18 protein-coding genes are annotated in these 15,613 nt (G+C 59.1%); 16 read left to right on the forward strand and 2 right to left on the reverse strand.

The window, feature by feature from the left end:
• Nucleotides 1-27: 27 nt before the first annotated feature.
• Complete coding sequence (locus BN1127_RS02715; RefSeq protein WP_041205765.1) at nucleotides 28-609, reverse strand: Maf family protein; 582 nt, start codon at nucleotides 607-609, stop codon at nucleotides 28-30.
• Nucleotides 610-753: 144 nt separating this feature from the next.
• Between BN1127_RS02715 and BN1127_RS02720 the strand changes: the two genes are divergently transcribed.
• The 16 genes from BN1127_RS02720 to BN1127_RS02790 all read left to right on the forward strand — a co-directional run bounded on the left by BN1127_RS02720 (nucleotide 754) and on the right by BN1127_RS02790 (nucleotide 13,873).
• Nucleotides 754-1,407: an START domain-containing protein gene (locus tag BN1127_RS02720; RefSeq protein ID WP_041205768.1), complete on the forward strand. Its 654-nt coding sequence runs from the start codon at nucleotides 754-756 to the stop codon at nucleotides 1,405-1,407.
• A gap of 270 nt (nucleotides 1,408-1,677) precedes the next feature.
• Nucleotides 1,678-2,199, forward strand: a complete 522-nt coding sequence (gene yceD / locus BN1127_RS02725; protein ID WP_025326977.1) for a 23S rRNA accumulation protein YceD — start codon at nucleotides 1,678-1,680, stop codon at nucleotides 2,197-2,199.
• A 20-nt stretch (nucleotides 2,200-2,219) separates the two neighbouring features.
• Nucleotides 2,220-2,387 carry a 50S ribosomal protein L32 gene (gene rpmF / locus BN1127_RS21055; RefSeq protein ID WP_005300935.1) on the forward strand — a complete coding sequence of 56 codons (168 nt, stop codon included), beginning with the start codon at nucleotides 2,220-2,222 and terminating at the stop codon, nucleotides 2,385-2,387.
• A 9-nt stretch (nucleotides 2,388-2,396) separates the two neighbouring features.
• Complete coding sequence (plsX, locus tag BN1127_RS02730; RefSeq protein WP_041205769.1) at nucleotides 2,397-3,416, forward strand: phosphate acyltransferase PlsX; 1,020 nt, start codon at nucleotides 2,397-2,399, stop codon at nucleotides 3,414-3,416.
• A 6-nt stretch (nucleotides 3,417-3,422) separates the two neighbouring features.
• Entirely contained in the window at nucleotides 3,423-4,382 is a 960-nt protein-coding gene (locus BN1127_RS02735; protein ID WP_005329561.1) for a beta-ketoacyl-ACP synthase III, read from the forward strand.
• 66 nt (nucleotides 4,383-4,448) lie between these two features.
• Nucleotides 4,449-5,384, forward strand: coding sequence for an ACP S-malonyltransferase (gene fabD / locus BN1127_RS02740; RefSeq protein WP_041205773.1), 936 nt, complete (start codon nucleotides 4,449-4,451; stop codon nucleotides 5,382-5,384).
• Between the two features lie 13 nt (nucleotides 5,385-5,397).
• Nucleotides 5,398-6,132, forward strand: a complete 735-nt coding sequence (fabG, locus tag BN1127_RS02745; protein ID WP_025326981.1) for a 3-oxoacyl-ACP reductase FabG — start codon at nucleotides 5,398-5,400, stop codon at nucleotides 6,130-6,132.
• 157 nt (nucleotides 6,133-6,289) lie between these two features.
• Entirely contained in the window at nucleotides 6,290-6,526 is a 237-nt protein-coding gene (gene acpP, locus BN1127_RS02750; RefSeq protein WP_005300909.1) for an acyl carrier protein, read from the forward strand.
• Nucleotides 6,527-6,608: 82 nt separating this feature from the next.
• Nucleotides 6,609-7,850, forward strand: coding sequence for a beta-ketoacyl-ACP synthase II (gene fabF / locus BN1127_RS02755; RefSeq protein ID WP_042648386.1), 1,242 nt, complete (start codon nucleotides 6,609-6,611; stop codon nucleotides 7,848-7,850).
• Nucleotides 7,851-7,917: 67 nt separating this feature from the next.
• Complete coding sequence (pabC, locus tag BN1127_RS02760; protein WP_042648387.1) at nucleotides 7,918-8,724, forward strand: aminodeoxychorismate lyase; 807 nt, start codon at nucleotides 7,918-7,920, stop codon at nucleotides 8,722-8,724.
• Nucleotides 8,714-9,715 (forward strand): endolytic transglycosylase MltG, encoded by a 1,002-nt coding sequence (mltG, locus tag BN1127_RS02765; RefSeq protein WP_005329567.1) that lies wholly within the window; start codon nucleotides 8,714-8,716, stop codon nucleotides 9,713-9,715. Before pabC ends, mltG begins: the two co-directional genes overlap by 11 nt.
• Nucleotides 9,715-10,356 (forward strand): dTMP kinase, encoded by a 642-nt coding sequence (tmk, locus tag BN1127_RS02770; RefSeq protein WP_041205780.1) that lies wholly within the window; start codon nucleotides 9,715-9,717, stop codon nucleotides 10,354-10,356. Before mltG ends, tmk begins: the two co-directional genes overlap by 1 nt.
• Entirely contained in the window at nucleotides 10,341-11,288 is a 948-nt protein-coding gene (gene holB / locus BN1127_RS02775) for a DNA polymerase III subunit delta' (protein ID WP_005329570.1), read from the forward strand. Before tmk ends, holB begins: the two co-directional genes overlap by 16 nt.
• 18 nt (nucleotides 11,289-11,306) lie before the next feature.
• Nucleotides 11,307-12,086, forward strand: a complete 780-nt coding sequence (locus tag BN1127_RS02780) for a TatD family hydrolase (protein WP_005329573.1) — start codon at nucleotides 11,307-11,309, stop codon at nucleotides 12,084-12,086.
• Between the two features lie 287 nt (nucleotides 12,087-12,373).
• Nucleotides 12,374-13,402, forward strand: a complete 1,029-nt coding sequence (locus BN1127_RS02785) for a site-specific integrase (protein WP_082029942.1) — start codon at nucleotides 12,374-12,376, stop codon at nucleotides 13,400-13,402.
• A gap of 213 nt (nucleotides 13,403-13,615) precedes the next feature.
• On the forward strand, nucleotides 13,616-13,873 hold the full coding sequence (locus tag BN1127_RS02790; RefSeq protein ID WP_042648388.1) for a RepB family protein: 258 nt from the start codon (nucleotides 13,616-13,618) through the stop codon (nucleotides 13,871-13,873).
• Between the two features lie 195 nt (nucleotides 13,874-14,068).
• On the opposite strand, the gene rsmF is transcribed toward BN1127_RS02790, so the two are convergent.
• A complete protein-coding gene (rsmF, locus tag BN1127_RS02795) occupies nucleotides 14,069-15,499 on the reverse strand; it encodes a 16S rRNA (cytosine(1407)-C(5))-methyltransferase RsmF (protein ID WP_042648389.1) in 1,431 nt (476 codons plus the stop codon).
• Between the last annotated feature and the right edge of the window lie 114 nt (nucleotides 15,500-15,613).

A 15,613-nucleotide genomic window follows, 5' to 3' on the forward strand; every position in this document is an offset into this window, starting at 1 on the left:
GCTCCCATTGTTGTTTCTGTTTCCTGCTCAGGGCAGATTGAGGCCGTGACGTGCCAGCAACTCGATCAGGCCGATCAGGGGCAGACCGATCAGGGCGTTGGGATCCCGCCCTTCCAGCCCCTGGAACAACATGATGCCCATGCCTTCACACTTGAAGCTGCCGGCACAATCGAGGGGCAACTCCGCCTTTACGTAACGGCGCAAGGCCGCCTCATCCAGGGAGCGAAAATGTACGGTGAAGGGTTCCACGAGCTGCTCGACCCGGCCATTTGCGGCATTCAGCACACACAGACCGGTATAAAAGGTGACGCTCTTGCCTTGGGCCATCATCAGCTGTGCCACCGCGTTATCCACCGTGCCCGGTTTGCCGAGAATGCGGCCGTCACAGACGCACACCTGATCCGAGCCGATGATCAACCCCTGATCATGTTGGCGGGTGATGGCACTCGCCTTGGCATGGGCCAGGCGGCTGACCAGTGCCTCGGCCGGCTCCCCGGGCAGCGGGGTTTCATCGATCTCGGGGGAGGCGCATAGGAACGGCTGGCCGAGTTTTTCCAGCAGCGCCTTGCGATAACGGGAAGTGGAGGCGAGGATCAAGGGCGTGTGCATATGTTGATGATATCCATTTATAAATCAATTGGTTGATTCTAACTGTGGCAGAAGGCCCACGTAAACCACCCCGAGCGCCAGCGCAACACGCATGTTGGTGACCGAGAACGGCGATAACACCGTTTGATGAGGCAGGAGTGCGACATGACAAGATACGGTGTGCTAGCCCTGATGCTGCTCTCCCTCACGAGCTGGGGGCAGGAGTGGCAGCCAGAGAAGGGAGAGGGCGGCGTACAGCTCTGGACCCAGGCACGCCCTCCGTCCCCCTTTCTGGCCTTGCGCCTGGAGATGCGGGTCAAGGCGGATCCCATGGCGTTGCTGACCGTGCTGCGAGACACAGCGCGCCATCGGGAGTGGTTACCGTCCAGTCGCGAGGTACGGTTGCTGGCAAAATCCGGCCCCGATGATGATCTGGTTTACACCCGCTTGGCGTCCCCTTGGCCGGTGCAAGACAGGGAACTGATCACACGCTCCCATCTGAGCCGGCGGGCTGGCTGCGCGCTGGTGCTGGAGGTGTGGGCCGAGCCGGACGCCCTGGCGCCTCGCCCAGGTCTGTACCGGATCCGAGAGAGTGCCGGTCGCTGGGAGGCGCTGCCACAACGCGATGGCAGCACCCTGATCAGGCTCGAAAGCCATACCAACCCGGGCAGCCATTTGCCAGGCTGGCTGGTCAATCCAATGGCCATCAAGGCGGCGCTGGGCAGTTTTCAGGCCATACGTCGCCTGATGGAGGCCCAACCCAGAGCCGCGCCTAGGCAACGCCTGCTCGGCGGTGGAGGCTGTCCTGCCGCGTCCTGAATCTGGAAATGGAGGTCAAGCCGGGCACCTGGCGAGCGGGGCACGGGATGGGGGAGGGACGTGCAACGGCATAAAAGGCTCACTGACCCCGAGATCCTGGCCAAGGGGGATGACTGCACAGGATCCTGTGCGGGATCCCGCTGTTTATGGCATAATCGGCCACCGATGAACACAAGTTCCTGCATGCAGGGGCTTGTGCAGGTAAAATCATCGGCGGTAAGGACTTTTTCCTTTGACTATCCCTTGTTGGACCTATAATATTTGCGCCCTATGCAAAAGGTGAAGTTGCCCGTTAAGGTTGATCCAGTCCGTAATGCCTTGAAGCTACTCGATTATGTCGGGATAGTGGAAAAGTCGCAGATGCCCAGACTGGAAGCATCAACCGAAGGCTTGCGAAGTGATGTGGACGTCACTCTGCAGTTTGGCAAAGATGTCCAGAAGTTGACCGTTATGAAAGGCACTGCCCATGCCAAGGTTGACCTGGTTTGCCAACGTTGTGGAGAGGCTTTCGAGCACCTTTGTGAAGCTAGTTTTATTTACACTCCGCTGTTCGAGAGAACAAACGAGGAAGAGCTGCCGGAAGCTTATGAGCCCATTGAGTTGGACGAAAACGGCGAGATAGATCTTCATCAAATCCTGGAGGATGAACTCATCCTCTCGTTGCCTCAGGTGGCCATGCATCCCATGGATGTCTGCCCGCGAGGAAACATGGAAATGACTTGGGGTGATATCGAGCCTGCTGATGAGCGGCCGAATCCCTTTGCAGTTCTTGAAGAGCTCAAACGTAAGTGAATTTTAGGAGTTAGCCTACCATGGCCGTACAACAGAACCGTAAAACCCGCGCCAAACGTGGCATGCGTCGTTCCCACGATGCGCTGACCACTGCAGCCCTGACTGTTGATCAGACCAGTGGCGAAATTCATCGTCGTCACCACGTGACTGCCGATGGTTTCTACCGCGGTAAAAAGGTAATCGCTTAAGGATTGCCTTTGTCTACGCAAACTGTCGCGCTAGACATAATGGGGGGAGATATTGGCCCCTCTGAAACAGTGCCTGCCGCCGTGCAGGCACTGTCTCTTCTGCCTCAACTAAATCTTGTTCTGGTCGGTGACCAACACCTGATCGCCCCTCTGTTGCAGCAACATGGCTTGCTGACTCATCCCCGCGTTCGTCTCGTACATGCATCCCAGGTCGTCGGCATGGGCGAAAAGCCGATCGTGGCGCTGCGTACCCTGAAAGACTCCTCCATGCGGGTTGTGCTCAATCTGGTGAAAGCCGGTGAGGCCGATGCCTGCGTCAGTGCCGGCAATACCGGTGCCCTGATGGCCATGGCCAAATGCGTGCTCAAATCCCTGCCCGGGGTCGACAGGCCTGCCCTCATCAAAGCGCTGCCGACATTGAGTGGAAAACGCACCGTGATGCTGGATCTGGGGGCGAACGTGAGCTGCGATGCCGACACCTTGCTGCAATTTGCGGTGATGGGCTCCGTCGTGGCTGAGCAAGTCGAGGGGATAGCATCCCCCCGGGTGGCGCTGCTCAACGTGGGGGAGGAGGAGATCAAGGGCAATGACCTGGTACGCCACAGTGCCGAGTTGTTGCGCCAGTGTGCTGCGCTCAATTTTGTCGGTTTCATCGAGGGGGACAGGATCTTCAGCGGTGACAGCGACGTCATCGTCTGTGACGGCTTCGTCGGCAACGTGGCGCTCAAGACCGCCGAGGGCGTGGTGAGGATGATGGCCGAACTGGCCGGATATCCTCGCAAAAAACGCAGTTTTCTTGGTCGACTCGCCGGATTTATGTTCAAACGGCGTTTTTCTTACCTGAACCCCGACCAGTATAATGGCGCGAGTCTGTTAGGATTGCGCGGCATTGTGGTAAAAAGCCATGGGCGGGCCGAGCGCCGCGCTCTGTGTCATGCGATTCTGCTGGCCGCACAAGAAGCCAAACACCAACTTCCATTGCAAATTGCAGATCGCCTTGAATCTGTCTTTTCCGACAGGGATTTATAAAACTCTATGCATAGCAAAATTCTGGGTACTGGCAGTTATCTGCCGAGTTCGGTTCGTACCAACGCCGATCTTGAGCAGATGGTTGAAACCAGTGACGAGTGGATCGTGGAACGTACCGGGATCCGTGAACGCCGCATCGCCGGGAGCGACGAGAGCGTCGCGACCCTGTCTCATCAGGCGGCCTTGCGGGCGCTGGATGCTGCGGGTCTGACCGCGGCCGATCTGGACATGATAGTGCTGGCGACCACCAGCGCCGAGAATGCCTTTCCGGCCGCTGCCTGCGAACTGCAGGGGCTGCTCGAAGTACCGGGGATCCCGGCCTTTGACGTGGCGGCGGCCTGCGCCGGTTTCACCTATGCGCTCTCCATTGCCGATCAGTTCGTCAAATCCGGCGCCGCTCGCCACGTCCTGGTGGTCGGTGCCGACGTGCTCTCCCGCATGTGCGATCCGGAAGACCGGGGCACCATCATTCTGTTCGGGGATGGAGCCGGGGCCGTGGTGATCGGCGCGAGCGAGACGCCCGGGATACTGTCTACCCACCTGCATGCTGACGGCCGTTATGGCGAACTGCTCAAGTTACCGCAGCCTCGCCGTGGCATGCCGGGTGCCGAGCTCGAAGCCTACATGTACATGAAGGGCAACGATGTCTTCAAGGTCGCGGTGACGCGCCTGAGCGAGATCGTGACCGAAACTCTGGCTGCCGCCAATATCGACCCGAGCGAGCTGGACTGGCTGGTCCCGCATCAAGCCAACTTTCGTATCATCAACGCCACCGCCAAGAAACTCGGCATGGGGCTCGACAAGGTGATCCTGACCCTTGACCGCCACGGCAATACCTCCGCCGCCTCCGTGCCCATCGCCTTCGATGAAGGGGTACGTGACGGCCGTATCAAACCGGGCCAGCTAGTATTGCTGGAAGCCTTCGGCGGCGGTTTTGCCTGGGGTTCGGCGCTGGTTCGCCTCTGATACCAAGCGGCGCCGCGCGTCTCGGCGCCCGCTTACCGATTTCGTCTTACCTTAAAGGAATCAATGATGACCCGATTTGCCATTGCCTTCCCGGGACAAGGCTCCCAGAGCGTCGGCATGCTGGCGGAGCTCGCCGAGCAACACGCCGTGATTAAAGAGACCTTCGCCGAGGCGAGCCAGGTGCTGGGCTATGACCTGTTGGCCCTGGTGTTGAATGGTCCCGCCGAGGATCTGAACAAGACCTGGCGCACCCAGCCAGCACTGTTGACAGCATCCGTCGCCCTGTGGCGCTTGTGGCAACAGCAGGGCGGGGCAACCCCCGCCGTCATGGCTGGTCACAGCCTGGGCGAGTATTCCGCCCTGGTGTGCAGCGGCGCCCTGGCGTTTGCCGATGCGGTCAAGCTGGTTGAACTGCGTGGCCTCGCCATGCAGGAAGCCGTGCCGGAAGGCACCGGCGCCATGGCCGCCATCATAGGTCTGGACAACGACTCCATCGCCGCCAACTGCGAGAAAGCGGCGCAAGGGCAGGTGGTCTCTCCGGTCAACTTCAACTCCCCGGGCCAAGTGGTCATCGCCGGTCACAAGGAAGCGGTCGAGCGCGCCAACGTGTTGATGAAAGAGTCCGGTGCCAAGCGTGCCCTGCCGCTGCCGGTCTCGGTGCCGTCCCACTGTGCCCTGATGAAACCTGCAGCCGAAAAACTGGCCGCCGCGCTGGATGGGATCGAGATCAAGGTTCCAACCATCGCCGTCATCAATAATGTCGACGTCTCCTGTGAACAGGATCCGGCCGCCATCAAGCAAGCCTTGGTACGCCAGCTGTTCAGCCCGGTTCGTTGGACCGAGACGGTAGAGCGGATGGCAAACGACGGTATCACCTTCGAGATCGAGATGGGTCCGGGCAAGGTGTTGACCGGGCTGGCCAAGCGCATCGATCCGCGCGTGGAAGGCATTCACGCCAACGATGCCGCCTCGTTCGAGCTGGCGCTGGCCCAAGTCAAATAAACAGGAGCAAGTCATGAGTTTTACCGATAAAGTTGTGCTGGTCACCGGCGCCAGCCGTGGCATAGGCCGTGCGATTGCCGAAACTTTTGCGGCCCGTGGCGCGAAAGTGGTGGGGACCGCGACCAGCGAGAGCGGTGCCGAGGCGATCAGCGCCTATCTGGGCGAGCAGGGCTGTGGCATGGCACTGAACGTGACCAGCCAGGAATCCATCGAAACTGTCTTTGCCGCCATCAAGGAGCGCTTTGGCGACATCGACATCCTGATCAACAACGCCGGTATCACCCGCGATAACCTGTTGATGCGGATGAAAGATGATGAGTGGAATGAGATCATCGACACCAATCTCACCTCCCTGTACCGTCTGAGCAAGCCGGTGTTGCGTGCCATGATGAAGAAGCGCCATGGTCGCATCATCAGCATAGGTTCCGTGGTCGGTACCATGGGCAACGCCGGTCAGGTCAACTATGCTGCCGCCAAGGCCGGTCTGGTGGGCTTTACCAAGTCATTGGCCCGTGAAGTGGCTTCCCGTGGTATCACGGTGAATGCGGTGGCCCCCGGTTTCATCGAAACCGACATGACCAAGGCACTGAATGAAGAACAGCGTGCCGGCATCATGAATCAGGTGCCTGCCGCCCGTTTGGGTGATCCGAAAGAAATTGCTGCCGCTGTGGTATTCTTGGCGTCTGACGACGCTGCCTATATCACCGGCGAAACCCTGCATGTTAATGGCGGGATGTACATGGTGTAATCAATTTGTCGTGAGATCTGTTCAAATTTGCGATAGTACGCCGAAGTTTGGCGAATTTCGTGGTTTGACCAGCGGCAAGTCACTTGCAAACTCACGTCAATTGAATACACTACCCCAACCAGACGCAATAGCGTATTTTTAAAGGAAAATTCAGGTCATGAGCAACATCGAAGAACGCGTAAAGAAAATCATCATCGAACAACTGGGTGTTAAAGAGGAAGACGTCAAGAACGCTGCCTCCTTCGTCGACGACCTGGGCGCTGACTCTTTGGATACCGTTGAACTGGTAATGGCGCTGGAAGAAGAATTCGATACCGAAATTCCTGATGAAGAAGCCGAGAAGATCACCACTGTTCAAGCGGCTATCGACTACATCACCGCTAATCAGGAATAAGTTCCTGTTCTGAAAGAAGCGGCCCAAGGGCCGCTTCTTTTATGTTTACTCCCTTTCAAAATACCTCTCGGAGACTAGCTCAGTGTCAAAACGCAGAGTCGTGGTAACCGGCCTGGGGATGCTTTCCCCTGTGGGCAATACTGCCGAATCCAGCTGGCAAGCCCTGCTCAACGGGCAGAGCGGCATTTCTCTCATCGATCACTTTGATGCCAGCGAGTTTGCGACCCGTTTCGCAGGCCTGGTCAAAGAGTTCGATCCCGAACAATACGGCATCAACCGCAAAGAAGCCCGCAAGATGGATCTCTTCATCCAGTACGGCGTGGCGGCGGGGGTGCAGGCACTGGATGATTCCGGCCTCGTCATCAACGAAGAGAATGCGGAGCGGGTCGGCGTGGCCATCGGTTCCGGCATCGGCGGTCTGGGTCTCATCGAGCAGAACCACAGCAGCCTCGTCAACGGCGGCCCGCGCAAGCTGAGCCCTTTCTTCGTGCCATCCACCATCATCAATATGGTGTCCGGTCATCTCTCCATCATGAAGGGGCTGCAGGGCCCGAACATCGCCGTGACCACGGCGTGCACCACGGGTACCCACGCCATCGGCATGGCCGGCCGGATGATAGCCTACGGTGATGCGGACGTGATGGTCGCCGGTGGCACCGAGAAGGCCTCCACCCCCATGGGGATGGGCGGCTTTGCGGCGGCCAAGGCGCTCTCTACCCACAACGACGAGCCGCAAAAGGCAAGCCGTCCCTGGGACAAGGATCGCGACGGTTTCGTGCTGGGTGATGGCGCCGGGGTGCTGGTGCTGGAAGAGTACGAACACGCCAAGGCCCGTGGCGCCAAGATCTATGCCGAGCTGGTAGGCTTTGGCATGAGCGGTGACGCCTACCACATGACGGCGCCTCCCTCCGATGGCAACGGTGGCGCTCGCGCCATGAAAAATGCTATCAAGGATGCCGGCATAGCGCCGGAGGCGATCGGTTATATCAATGCCCACGGCACCTCCACCCCGCTGGGTGATGTGGCCGAGCTGCGTGGCATGAAAGAGGTGTTTGGCGATCATGCCAAGTCCCTGATGATCAGCTCCACCAAATCCATGACCGGCCATCTGCTGGGAGCGGCGGGAGCCATCGAGGCGATCATCACTGTGTTGGCCCTGCGCGATCAGGTGGCACCGCCCACCATCAACCTGGACAACCCGGATGAGGAGTGCGATCTGGATCTGGTGCCCCATGTGGCCAAACCCGGCCAGTTTGAATATGCCCTCTCCAATTCGTTTGGTTTCGGCGGCACCAATGGCTCCCTGATCTTCAAACGCGTATAATTCGCTTTGGGCGAAATGATAAGGCCCGATACGACTGTATCGGGCCTTTTTTATCGGAGGGATCCCCTTGCTGATTAATGGAATACTGACAGAAGCAGTGTCCGCCCGGGATAGAGGGCTGGCATACGGGGACGGCCATTTCACTACCATGCTGGTGAAGCAGGGGCAGGTGATCTGGTGGCCGGCACACCTCGCCAGGTTACAGCATGCCTGCGCCAGACTGGGGTTTGCTGAGCTTCCCTGGGATAGCCTGGCCGCCGAAGTGGCGCAAGTGGCAGCAGGGCAGACGCAGGCTGTCGCCAAGATAGTGCTGACCCGTGGCAGTGGGGGACGGGGCTATGACGGCGCGGGATGCAATACGCCTACCCGCATTGTCTCCCTGGCGCCATACCCGGCCCACTATCTTGACTGGCAGCAAAACGGCATCGCGGCCCTGGTCTGTCAGCAGCAGCTTGGTGATGCTCCCATGCTGGCAGGGCTCAAGACCCTGGGTCGTCTGGAACAAGTTCTGCTCAAAAGCGAACTTGCCGCGCGGGGCGGAGTCGAAGGTATAGTCTTGAACAGCCGTGGATTTCTGGTAGAAGGGGTCAGTGCAAATCTGTTTTGGCGCCGTGGCAAGACGGTGTTCACACCGGATCTAACCCGCGCCGGGATCGATGGCATCATGCGCAAGCGCGTGATGATGATGCTTAAACAGATGGGTATTGAACTGCGTGTCGTGGAGGCTCCGCTGGAGTCACTGTGGCAGGCTGAAGAAGTCTGGTTGACCAATACCCTGATGGGCATAGTGCCGGTCACCAGCATTGGGGATGTGCACTATCCCAGCCCGGTATTGATCCGCCGTTTACAGGAGCGTTTGGTCATTGAAGTTTAATCGGCTCTACACCCTGCTCGCGGGGGCAGCCCTGACCGTTGCCGTCGCCGGAGGGTATGTGTATTACAAATGGCAAGAGGTGGAGACGCTCACCAACAAGGGGCCGACGCGCCTCTTTACCGTCGAAAAAGGTGCCCATGCGGCGCGCCTGATTGCCGAACTGGGGGAGGGGGAAACCAGCCCCTGGGCGGTGCGGCTCTGGCTGCGTGGCCACCCTGAACTGGTCGCCATCAAGTCTGGTACCTATGAGATCAAGGAAGGGGCCCCACTCAAGGAGACCCTCTCCCTGTTTGCTTCCGGCAAGGAGTTTCATTTCAGCCTGACCTTTGTCGAGGGTTCCCGTTTCGAAGACTGGTTGAAACAGCTCTCGAGCGCTCCTTACCTGGAGCGGCTGACCGTGGAGCAGAGCGAGACTGAGCTGGCGCAAGAGCTTGGCATCGACAACGGCAAGCTGGAGGGCTGGTTCCTGCCGGAAACCTACGCCTACACCACCCATGCCAGCGACATCTCCATCCTGCGCCGTGCCTATCAGGACATGAAAACCTTCTTGCAGGAGAACTGGGAGAAGCGGCAGGCCAATCTGCCCTACAAGACGCCCTATGAGGCGCTCATCATGGCCTCCATCATTGAAAAGGAGACAGGCCAACCGGACGAGCGGGCGCAGATCGCTTCCGTGTTCGTCAATCGGCTGCGCCTTGGTATGAAGCTGCAGACAGATCCCACCGTCATCTACGGGGTGAAGGACAGGTACGATGGCAATATTCGCCGCAGCGATCTCACCGATGTGAACCCCTACAACACCTATGTGATCGATGGCTTGCCGCCGACCCCCATCGCCATGCCGGGCAAGGCTTCCATCGAGGCGGCGCTCAACCCCAAGTCGACCGACTATCTCTATTTCGTCGCCAAGGGGGGCGGGGCCCACTATTTCTCCAAGACCCTCGATGAACACAATCGGGCGGTCCGCGAATACATATTGAAGAAACCCTAATGTCTAAATTTATCGTGATTGAAGGACTGGAAGGGGCAGGGAAGAGCTCCGCGGTAAGCTATGTGACCGACTACCTGCATGCCCACGGCATCGACAGGATTGAGTGCACCCGTGAACCGGGTGGCACCCCCCTGGCGGAGCGGATGCGCGCCATCGTCAAGGAGGTGCACGACGAGCGCCTCACCGTCGAGGCCGAATTGCTGCTGATGTATGCCTCCCGGGTGCAGCTCGTGGAGACCCGGATCAAGCCGGCGCTGGCCGAGGGCATCTGGGTGGTCGGTGATCGCCACGATCTCTCCTCCCAGGCCTATCAGGGGGGCGGTCGCGGCATAAATGCCCAGCTCATTGGCGCCATCAAGCAGGCGGTACTCGGTGACTTCAAGCCGGATTTGACCCTCTACCTCGATATCGATCCCGCCCTCGGTCTGCAACGAGCACGCCATCGCGGTGAGCTCGACAGGATTGAGCTGGAGCAACTCAGTTTCTTTGAGCGCACCCGCGCCCGCTACCTGGAACTCGCGGCCAGGGATGACACCATCCTGGTGATCGATGCGAGTCAGACGCCGGATCGGGTCAAGGCCGCCATCGAGGCTGCACTGGCCGACAACCTGAAAGATGAGTCCCCATGTATCCCTGGCTGATCCCGGACTGGCATGCCCTGAGCCAGACGGCCCAGGCAGGTCGCCTGGGCCACGCCTGGCTGCTGCTCGGGGATCCCGGCCTTGGCAAGGAGCAGCTTGCAGAACGATTGGCGCGCCTGCACCTCTGCCAGCAGCCAGATCGCGGTGAACCCTGCGGTCACTGCCACGCCTGCCAGTTGCTGGACAAGGGCCATCATCCGGATCTCGGCACCATAAGCGCCGACAGCAAGAGCATAGGGGTCGAGGCCATTCGCGAGATCTGCGGCCGCCTGCAGAGCACTTCCCAGCTGGGGCGCGGCAAGGTGGTGGTCATTCCGGACGCGGAGCGGATGACGGAGTCGGCCGCCAACGCCCTGCTGAAAACCCTGGAAGAGCCGGCCGGCGACAGTCTGCTGTTGCTGATCGCATCTCAGGTTTCTCGCCTGCTGCCCACCATCCTCAGCCGTTGTCACAAGCATGTCTGTCAGCTACCGACGGAGGGGGAGACCCTGCGCTGGCTGAGTGAACAGGGTCATCAGGCCACTCAGGCCCAGGTACGGATCTGCCTGGGAGCGCCGCTTCGGGTACTGGGCTATATCGGAGAGCAGCAAGACAGTGCACGCCGGGATCTGTTGGAGAGTTTCGTTTCCCTGTCACAGACGCCGACCCGGGCGGCGAGTGTCTGCTCCCAGCTGGCACAGGAGAGTCAGATCAGGTTGCACTGGTTGCAACTCTTCCTGTGCGATGCTCTCAAGACCCAGGCGGGCTGTGGTCATCACCAGCTGGCGATGCCGGATCTGGCCGCCCTCAGCGAGCAACTGGCACAGCTGCACTCCAGCGAAAGATTGCTGGAGGCGGAGCAGCAGCTCGTCGTCCTGAAAGCGGCCTGCCAGCCGGGCCAGCTCTCCAATCCCACCATCCATCTGATGAACTGGCTCAATCGCTGGTTATGACAAGTTACAAGGTTGTCTATGTTACTCGTTGATTCCCATTGCCATCTCGACCGTCTCAGCTATGGCAGCAAGCAGACCGACATGGCCGATGTCTTGGCCAAGGCCGCGAAACTGGATGTGGGATATTTTCTCTGCGTCAGCGTGACCCAGGCACAGTTCCCGACCATGCTGGCGGCGATCGCCCCTTATCCCCAGGTGTTTGCCTCCTGTGGCGTCCATCCGCTCAATCAGGATCCCGGGGTGGATGCCGCCTTGCTGTTGACGCAGGCGGCGGATGAAAGAGTGGTGGCCATAGGCGAAACCGGGCTCGACTACTTCTATTCGCCGGAAAACAAAGAGGTACAGCAGGCCTCCTTCCGGGAACATATCCGGGTTGCCCGGGCATTGAACAAGCCCCTCATCATCCATACCCGGGATGCCCAGCAAGACACCCTGCAGATCATGCGCGAAGAGGGAGCAGATCAGGTGGGAGGCGTGCTGCACTGTTTCACCGAATCGCTAGAGATGGCCGAGGCCGCCATGGAGATGGGCTTTTACATCTCCATCTCGGGGATAGCCACCTTCAAGAATGCCTCGGCACTGCAGGCCGTGGTCAAGGCATTGCCACTGGAGCGATTGCTGATAGAGACGGACTCTCCTTATCTTGCCCCTGTTCCTCACCGGGGGAGGGAGAACGAGCCTGCCTTCGTACGAGACGTCGCGCAATTTATTGCCGATCTACGGCAGATATCGCTGGCCGAATTGGCAGAGGCCACCAGCCACAATTTCTTTGAGCTATTCAAGCTGGCTAAAAAATAATCCCAAGGAGCCCCGACAGACGGGGCTCTTTATTTAAAATCATCAGCCTGATTACCCACGGCAATATCAACCACCCGCCTCGTTATCTCTCACTACGTATCCGACACGGACCCATCTTCTGGATAACGTTTTCTCCGGATATAGAGTAAGCCAGTTTATTATCTCCGTGAGGTTGGAGGCATTGAATCAATACTCTTTAAGTATCGATAATATTCATTATCGATACTTGATGGATCTGAAAGATCCTGTAAGATCCTCCTAAACTCCATATCGAATCATAGACTTACGTGGCCTATCCAACCATTTCACCACCTGCTCATCAGTCACTGCAGACCGTATTCGATCCTGCGCTCAATAGCCGGGCGCGGCGTTTCCTGCGCAGTGCAAAAGCGGATTCCACCCTCAATGCCTATCAGGCAGACACCCGTATCTTCGTATTCTGGTGCCAGTTGCATGGGCTGGATCCACTGCAAACCAGCCATCACGACATCATGAACTTTCTGGCAGATCAGGCTGACGGCATATTGGCGGACTGGGTATGGCTGGATAAAGAGGAGGGGAAGGGGGAGCTGCGCAACGGGGAGCCTCGAAAACCGGCCACCCTGGTGCGGCGGCTCGCCGGCATCCGCTATGCCTTCAAGCAGAAGGGGATTCATCCCATGCCGACCGAGCATGCGGAAATAAAGGAGATGATGCGGGGCATAGTGCGCCTCGGGGATAACCGCAAACGCAAGACGGGAGCCCTGACCCTGCAACCCCTGACCCGGGTGCTCGACGAGATAGACACCTCCACCCTGGCGGGGCTGCGGGATCACACCTTGCTGCTCTTGATGTTCAGCGGCGCCCTGCGCCGCTCAGAAGCAGCTCGTATCGAGGTGAGCGATCTCGACTTCGTGGGGCAGGGGATCCGGCTCCGGCTCAAGCCGAGCAAGCATCAACTCCATGAAACCGAAATCGCGCTCATTCCAGGCAAGCACTATTGCCCGGTAACCGCCCTCGGCCGCTGGTTGAAAGCGAGCCGCATAAGCCAGGGCCCGCTGTTTCGCCGCATGACCCGCTGGGGGCAGCTCACCGCAGATCCCCTGGGGCCGCAAGGCATCAACCTGATGATAAAGCGGCGAACCGGCCAGGTCATCGACGATCTCTATGTCAGTGGCCACAGCCTGCGCCGAGGCTTCATCACCTCGGCGGTGACCGCGGGCAAACCGATGAACAAGATCATCGAGGTGACACGGCACAAGGACATGCGTACCCTGCAGGAGTATTTCGACGATGCGCACAAGTTCTCCGACCATGCCCTCGCAGGTTTACTGTAAGATAACCGCGCCACGTTGTTTTTTATGTTAAATTCCATCTGATTGATTTGATGATATATTTATCGCACTCCGACGCAGTGCCGGTGAAGGGTCACCATGAAGGGAAAAGAGCTAGGCACAGCAGGCGGCTCTCACCCCTGGCAGGGGAGTGTCATTCCGGCGCCCTCCAGTGTGAGAGATAACAAACCCCACTCTCTTATTTAGCAAGGTCATATGAGCCAGGAAATGAAGATGAATGTGGCGCAAGACAATGCCGAGCGGCAACGCCAACACGTGAAACGCAAGCAGGAGACCCACAGCAGGCTGCAATGCTGGATCAGCAATCGCCACGCCGAGCGGTTGCAGGAGCTCGGTCAGCACCTGGAAGACAATCAGGCCTCCCTCATCGAGCAGGCGATCGATCTGCTTTACCAGCACGAGCTGGTGCCCCAGGGGCGACCGGAGAAAGCACTCACGGAGATCAGCGAATAAAAAAAGCCAGGTACGAATTCCTTGTACCTGGCATAGGGGAATTGGCTCCTTGCAGAGCCGTGCGCTAATTGATATGCGGATTGCCTTAAGCTTAGACAAGGTGCGAGGCATTTCAAGAAGTGACTAAAAGTTCAACCAGAGTGTGGGTTTTCCAGACTCGAACAGGTGTCTCAGCATGAACTGGCCACCGGCACCTCACTCATTGAACAGGTTGTTGTCCCGCACCAGCTCACGGGGCAGGGCATTCTTGATGCGGCTCCCCACCCATTTCCCCATACCAAGCGGGTGACCCTGATAACGGACGATCACTTCCCCCGTTCCCGGGGCCAGCTCGGGCCAGACATCCCGTCCCATCATGAATTCACGCCCATTGGCGGCATCCAGCTCGACACACCCCCGGGTAGCCAGGCTGCCGTAGGCCAGCGCCCATTCGTGGGTGAGGCGATAACCCTTCTTGAAGGTTTCCGCCAGTTTGATGCCGATGCGATCGAAGCGCAGCTTGCCCTGCACCTGCTCAAAGGCGTGAGGGAAGAGCCAGATCTCGTCATTGCGACCAAACAGCTGACCCCGCGCAGCGACCCCGAAGCTCGCCTCTATCTCCTGCAACATGGGCTCGGCCTCTTTCGCCGGCAGAGGGGAGAAGGGGAACTTGCCGAGCTTGCCCGGCTTGAACATGGTGTTGGGCACTGAGTGGTGCTTGCTGATCCTAGCGACGAAGAAGCCCTCGCTGTCGAAGATTTGGGGCCAGACATGCAGGTAACCCTCGGGGGTGCAGGCTTGCCCGGCACCGGGGAAGAGAGAGGCCAGGGAGTCGACGCTCAGGGCGTCGCCGAACTTGTCTTGCAGCGACTGACAGACCGCCTGGTTCTCCTGCAGGCTCAGGGTGCAGGTGGAGTAGACCAGCACGCCACCGGGTTTGAGGGCGTGGAAGGCGCTCTCCAGCAGCCCTTGCTGCACAGCGGCAATCTCCTCGATGCTTTCGAGACTCCAGTTGCGCAGGGCATCTTCATCCTTGCGCACCGTGCCTTCCCCCGAGCAGGGGGCATCGAGCAGGATGGCATCGAAGGTTTCCGGCAACCACTGGCCAAACACCTTGGCATCGAAATGGGTCATGGCCACATTGGTCACGCCACAGCGCTGGATATTGGCGCTCAGCACCTTGAGCCGGCTGCTGGAAAACTCATTGGCAACCAGCATGCCCTGGTTGTTCATCAGGGCCGCTACCTGGGTGGTCTTTGAGCCGGGCGCCGCCGCCGCATCCAGCAGCATGCCATCGTGCTTTATCCGCTCGCTGGCAAAGAGCGCCGTCACCGGCAGCATGGAGCTCGCCTCCTGGATGTAGAAGAGGCCGCACAGGTGCTCGGCAGTGTTGCCAAGGGGCACGCTCTCGTCGGCCCGGGTCAGCCAGAAGCCGGTTTCGCACCAGGGCACGGGATCCAGCTGCCAGCCCAGTGGCGCCATGCGTGTCACGAAGTCGGGCACGGAGATCTTGAGGGTGTTGACCCGGATGCTGCGCCGCAGCGGCCGCCGACAGCTCGCCACGAACGCATCCATGGAGAGGTGGGTCGGCATGATGTCCGCGATATGACGCAGGAAGTGTTCGGGAAGGTAGGTATTGTCGTGCACAGTGCCGTCTCGCTGACCCAAAAGAGGGGCGACATAGTACCACAGGGGTCGGAATATTCTGAATGGGCGATGGGTAAAACGAACAAGCCCGGCACTGGGCCGCAATGCTGTTCA

This window comes from Aeromonas media (assembly GCF_000819985.1).
Taxonomy (GTDB): domain Bacteria; phylum Pseudomonadota; class Gammaproteobacteria; order Enterobacterales; family Aeromonadaceae; genus Aeromonas; species Aeromonas media.

Excerpts from the sequence above, each read along its gene's own strand:
- BN1127_RS02715 (WP_041205765.1), bottom strand. The coding sequence starts at position 609 with ATGCACACGCCCTTGATCCTCGCCTCCACTTCCCGTTATCGCAAGGCG.
- BN1127_RS02720 (WP_041205768.1), top strand. The coding sequence starts at position 754 with ATGACAAGATACGGTGTGCTAGCCCTGATGCTGCTCTCCCTCACGAGC.
- yceD (WP_025326977.1), top strand. The coding sequence starts at position 1,678 with ATGCAAAAGGTGAAGTTGCCCGTTAAGGTTGATCCAGTCCGTAATGCC.
- rpmF (WP_005300935.1), top strand. The coding sequence starts at position 2,220 with ATGGCCGTACAACAGAACCGTAAAACCCGCGCCAAACGTGGCATGCGT.
- BN1127_RS02735 (WP_005329561.1), top strand. The coding sequence starts at position 3,423 with ATGCATAGCAAAATTCTGGGTACTGGCAGTTATCTGCCGAGTTCGGTT.
- fabD (WP_041205773.1), top strand. The coding sequence starts at position 4,449 with ATGACCCGATTTGCCATTGCCTTCCCGGGACAAGGCTCCCAGAGCGTC.
- fabG (WP_025326981.1), top strand. The coding sequence starts at position 5,398 with ATGAGTTTTACCGATAAAGTTGTGCTGGTCACCGGCGCCAGCCGTGGC.
- acpP (WP_005300909.1), top strand. The coding sequence starts at position 6,290 with ATGAGCAACATCGAAGAACGCGTAAAGAAAATCATCATCGAACAACTG.
- tmk (WP_041205780.1), top strand. The coding sequence starts at position 9,715 with ATGTCTAAATTTATCGTGATTGAAGGACTGGAAGGGGCAGGGAAGAGC.
- holB (WP_005329570.1), top strand. The coding sequence starts at position 10,341 with ATGTATCCCTGGCTGATCCCGGACTGGCATGCCCTGAGCCAGACGGCC.
- BN1127_RS02780 (WP_005329573.1), top strand. The coding sequence starts at position 11,307 with ATGTTACTCGTTGATTCCCATTGCCATCTCGACCGTCTCAGCTATGGC.
- BN1127_RS02790 (WP_042648388.1), top strand. The coding sequence starts at position 13,616 with ATGAGCCAGGAAATGAAGATGAATGTGGCGCAAGACAATGCCGAGCGG.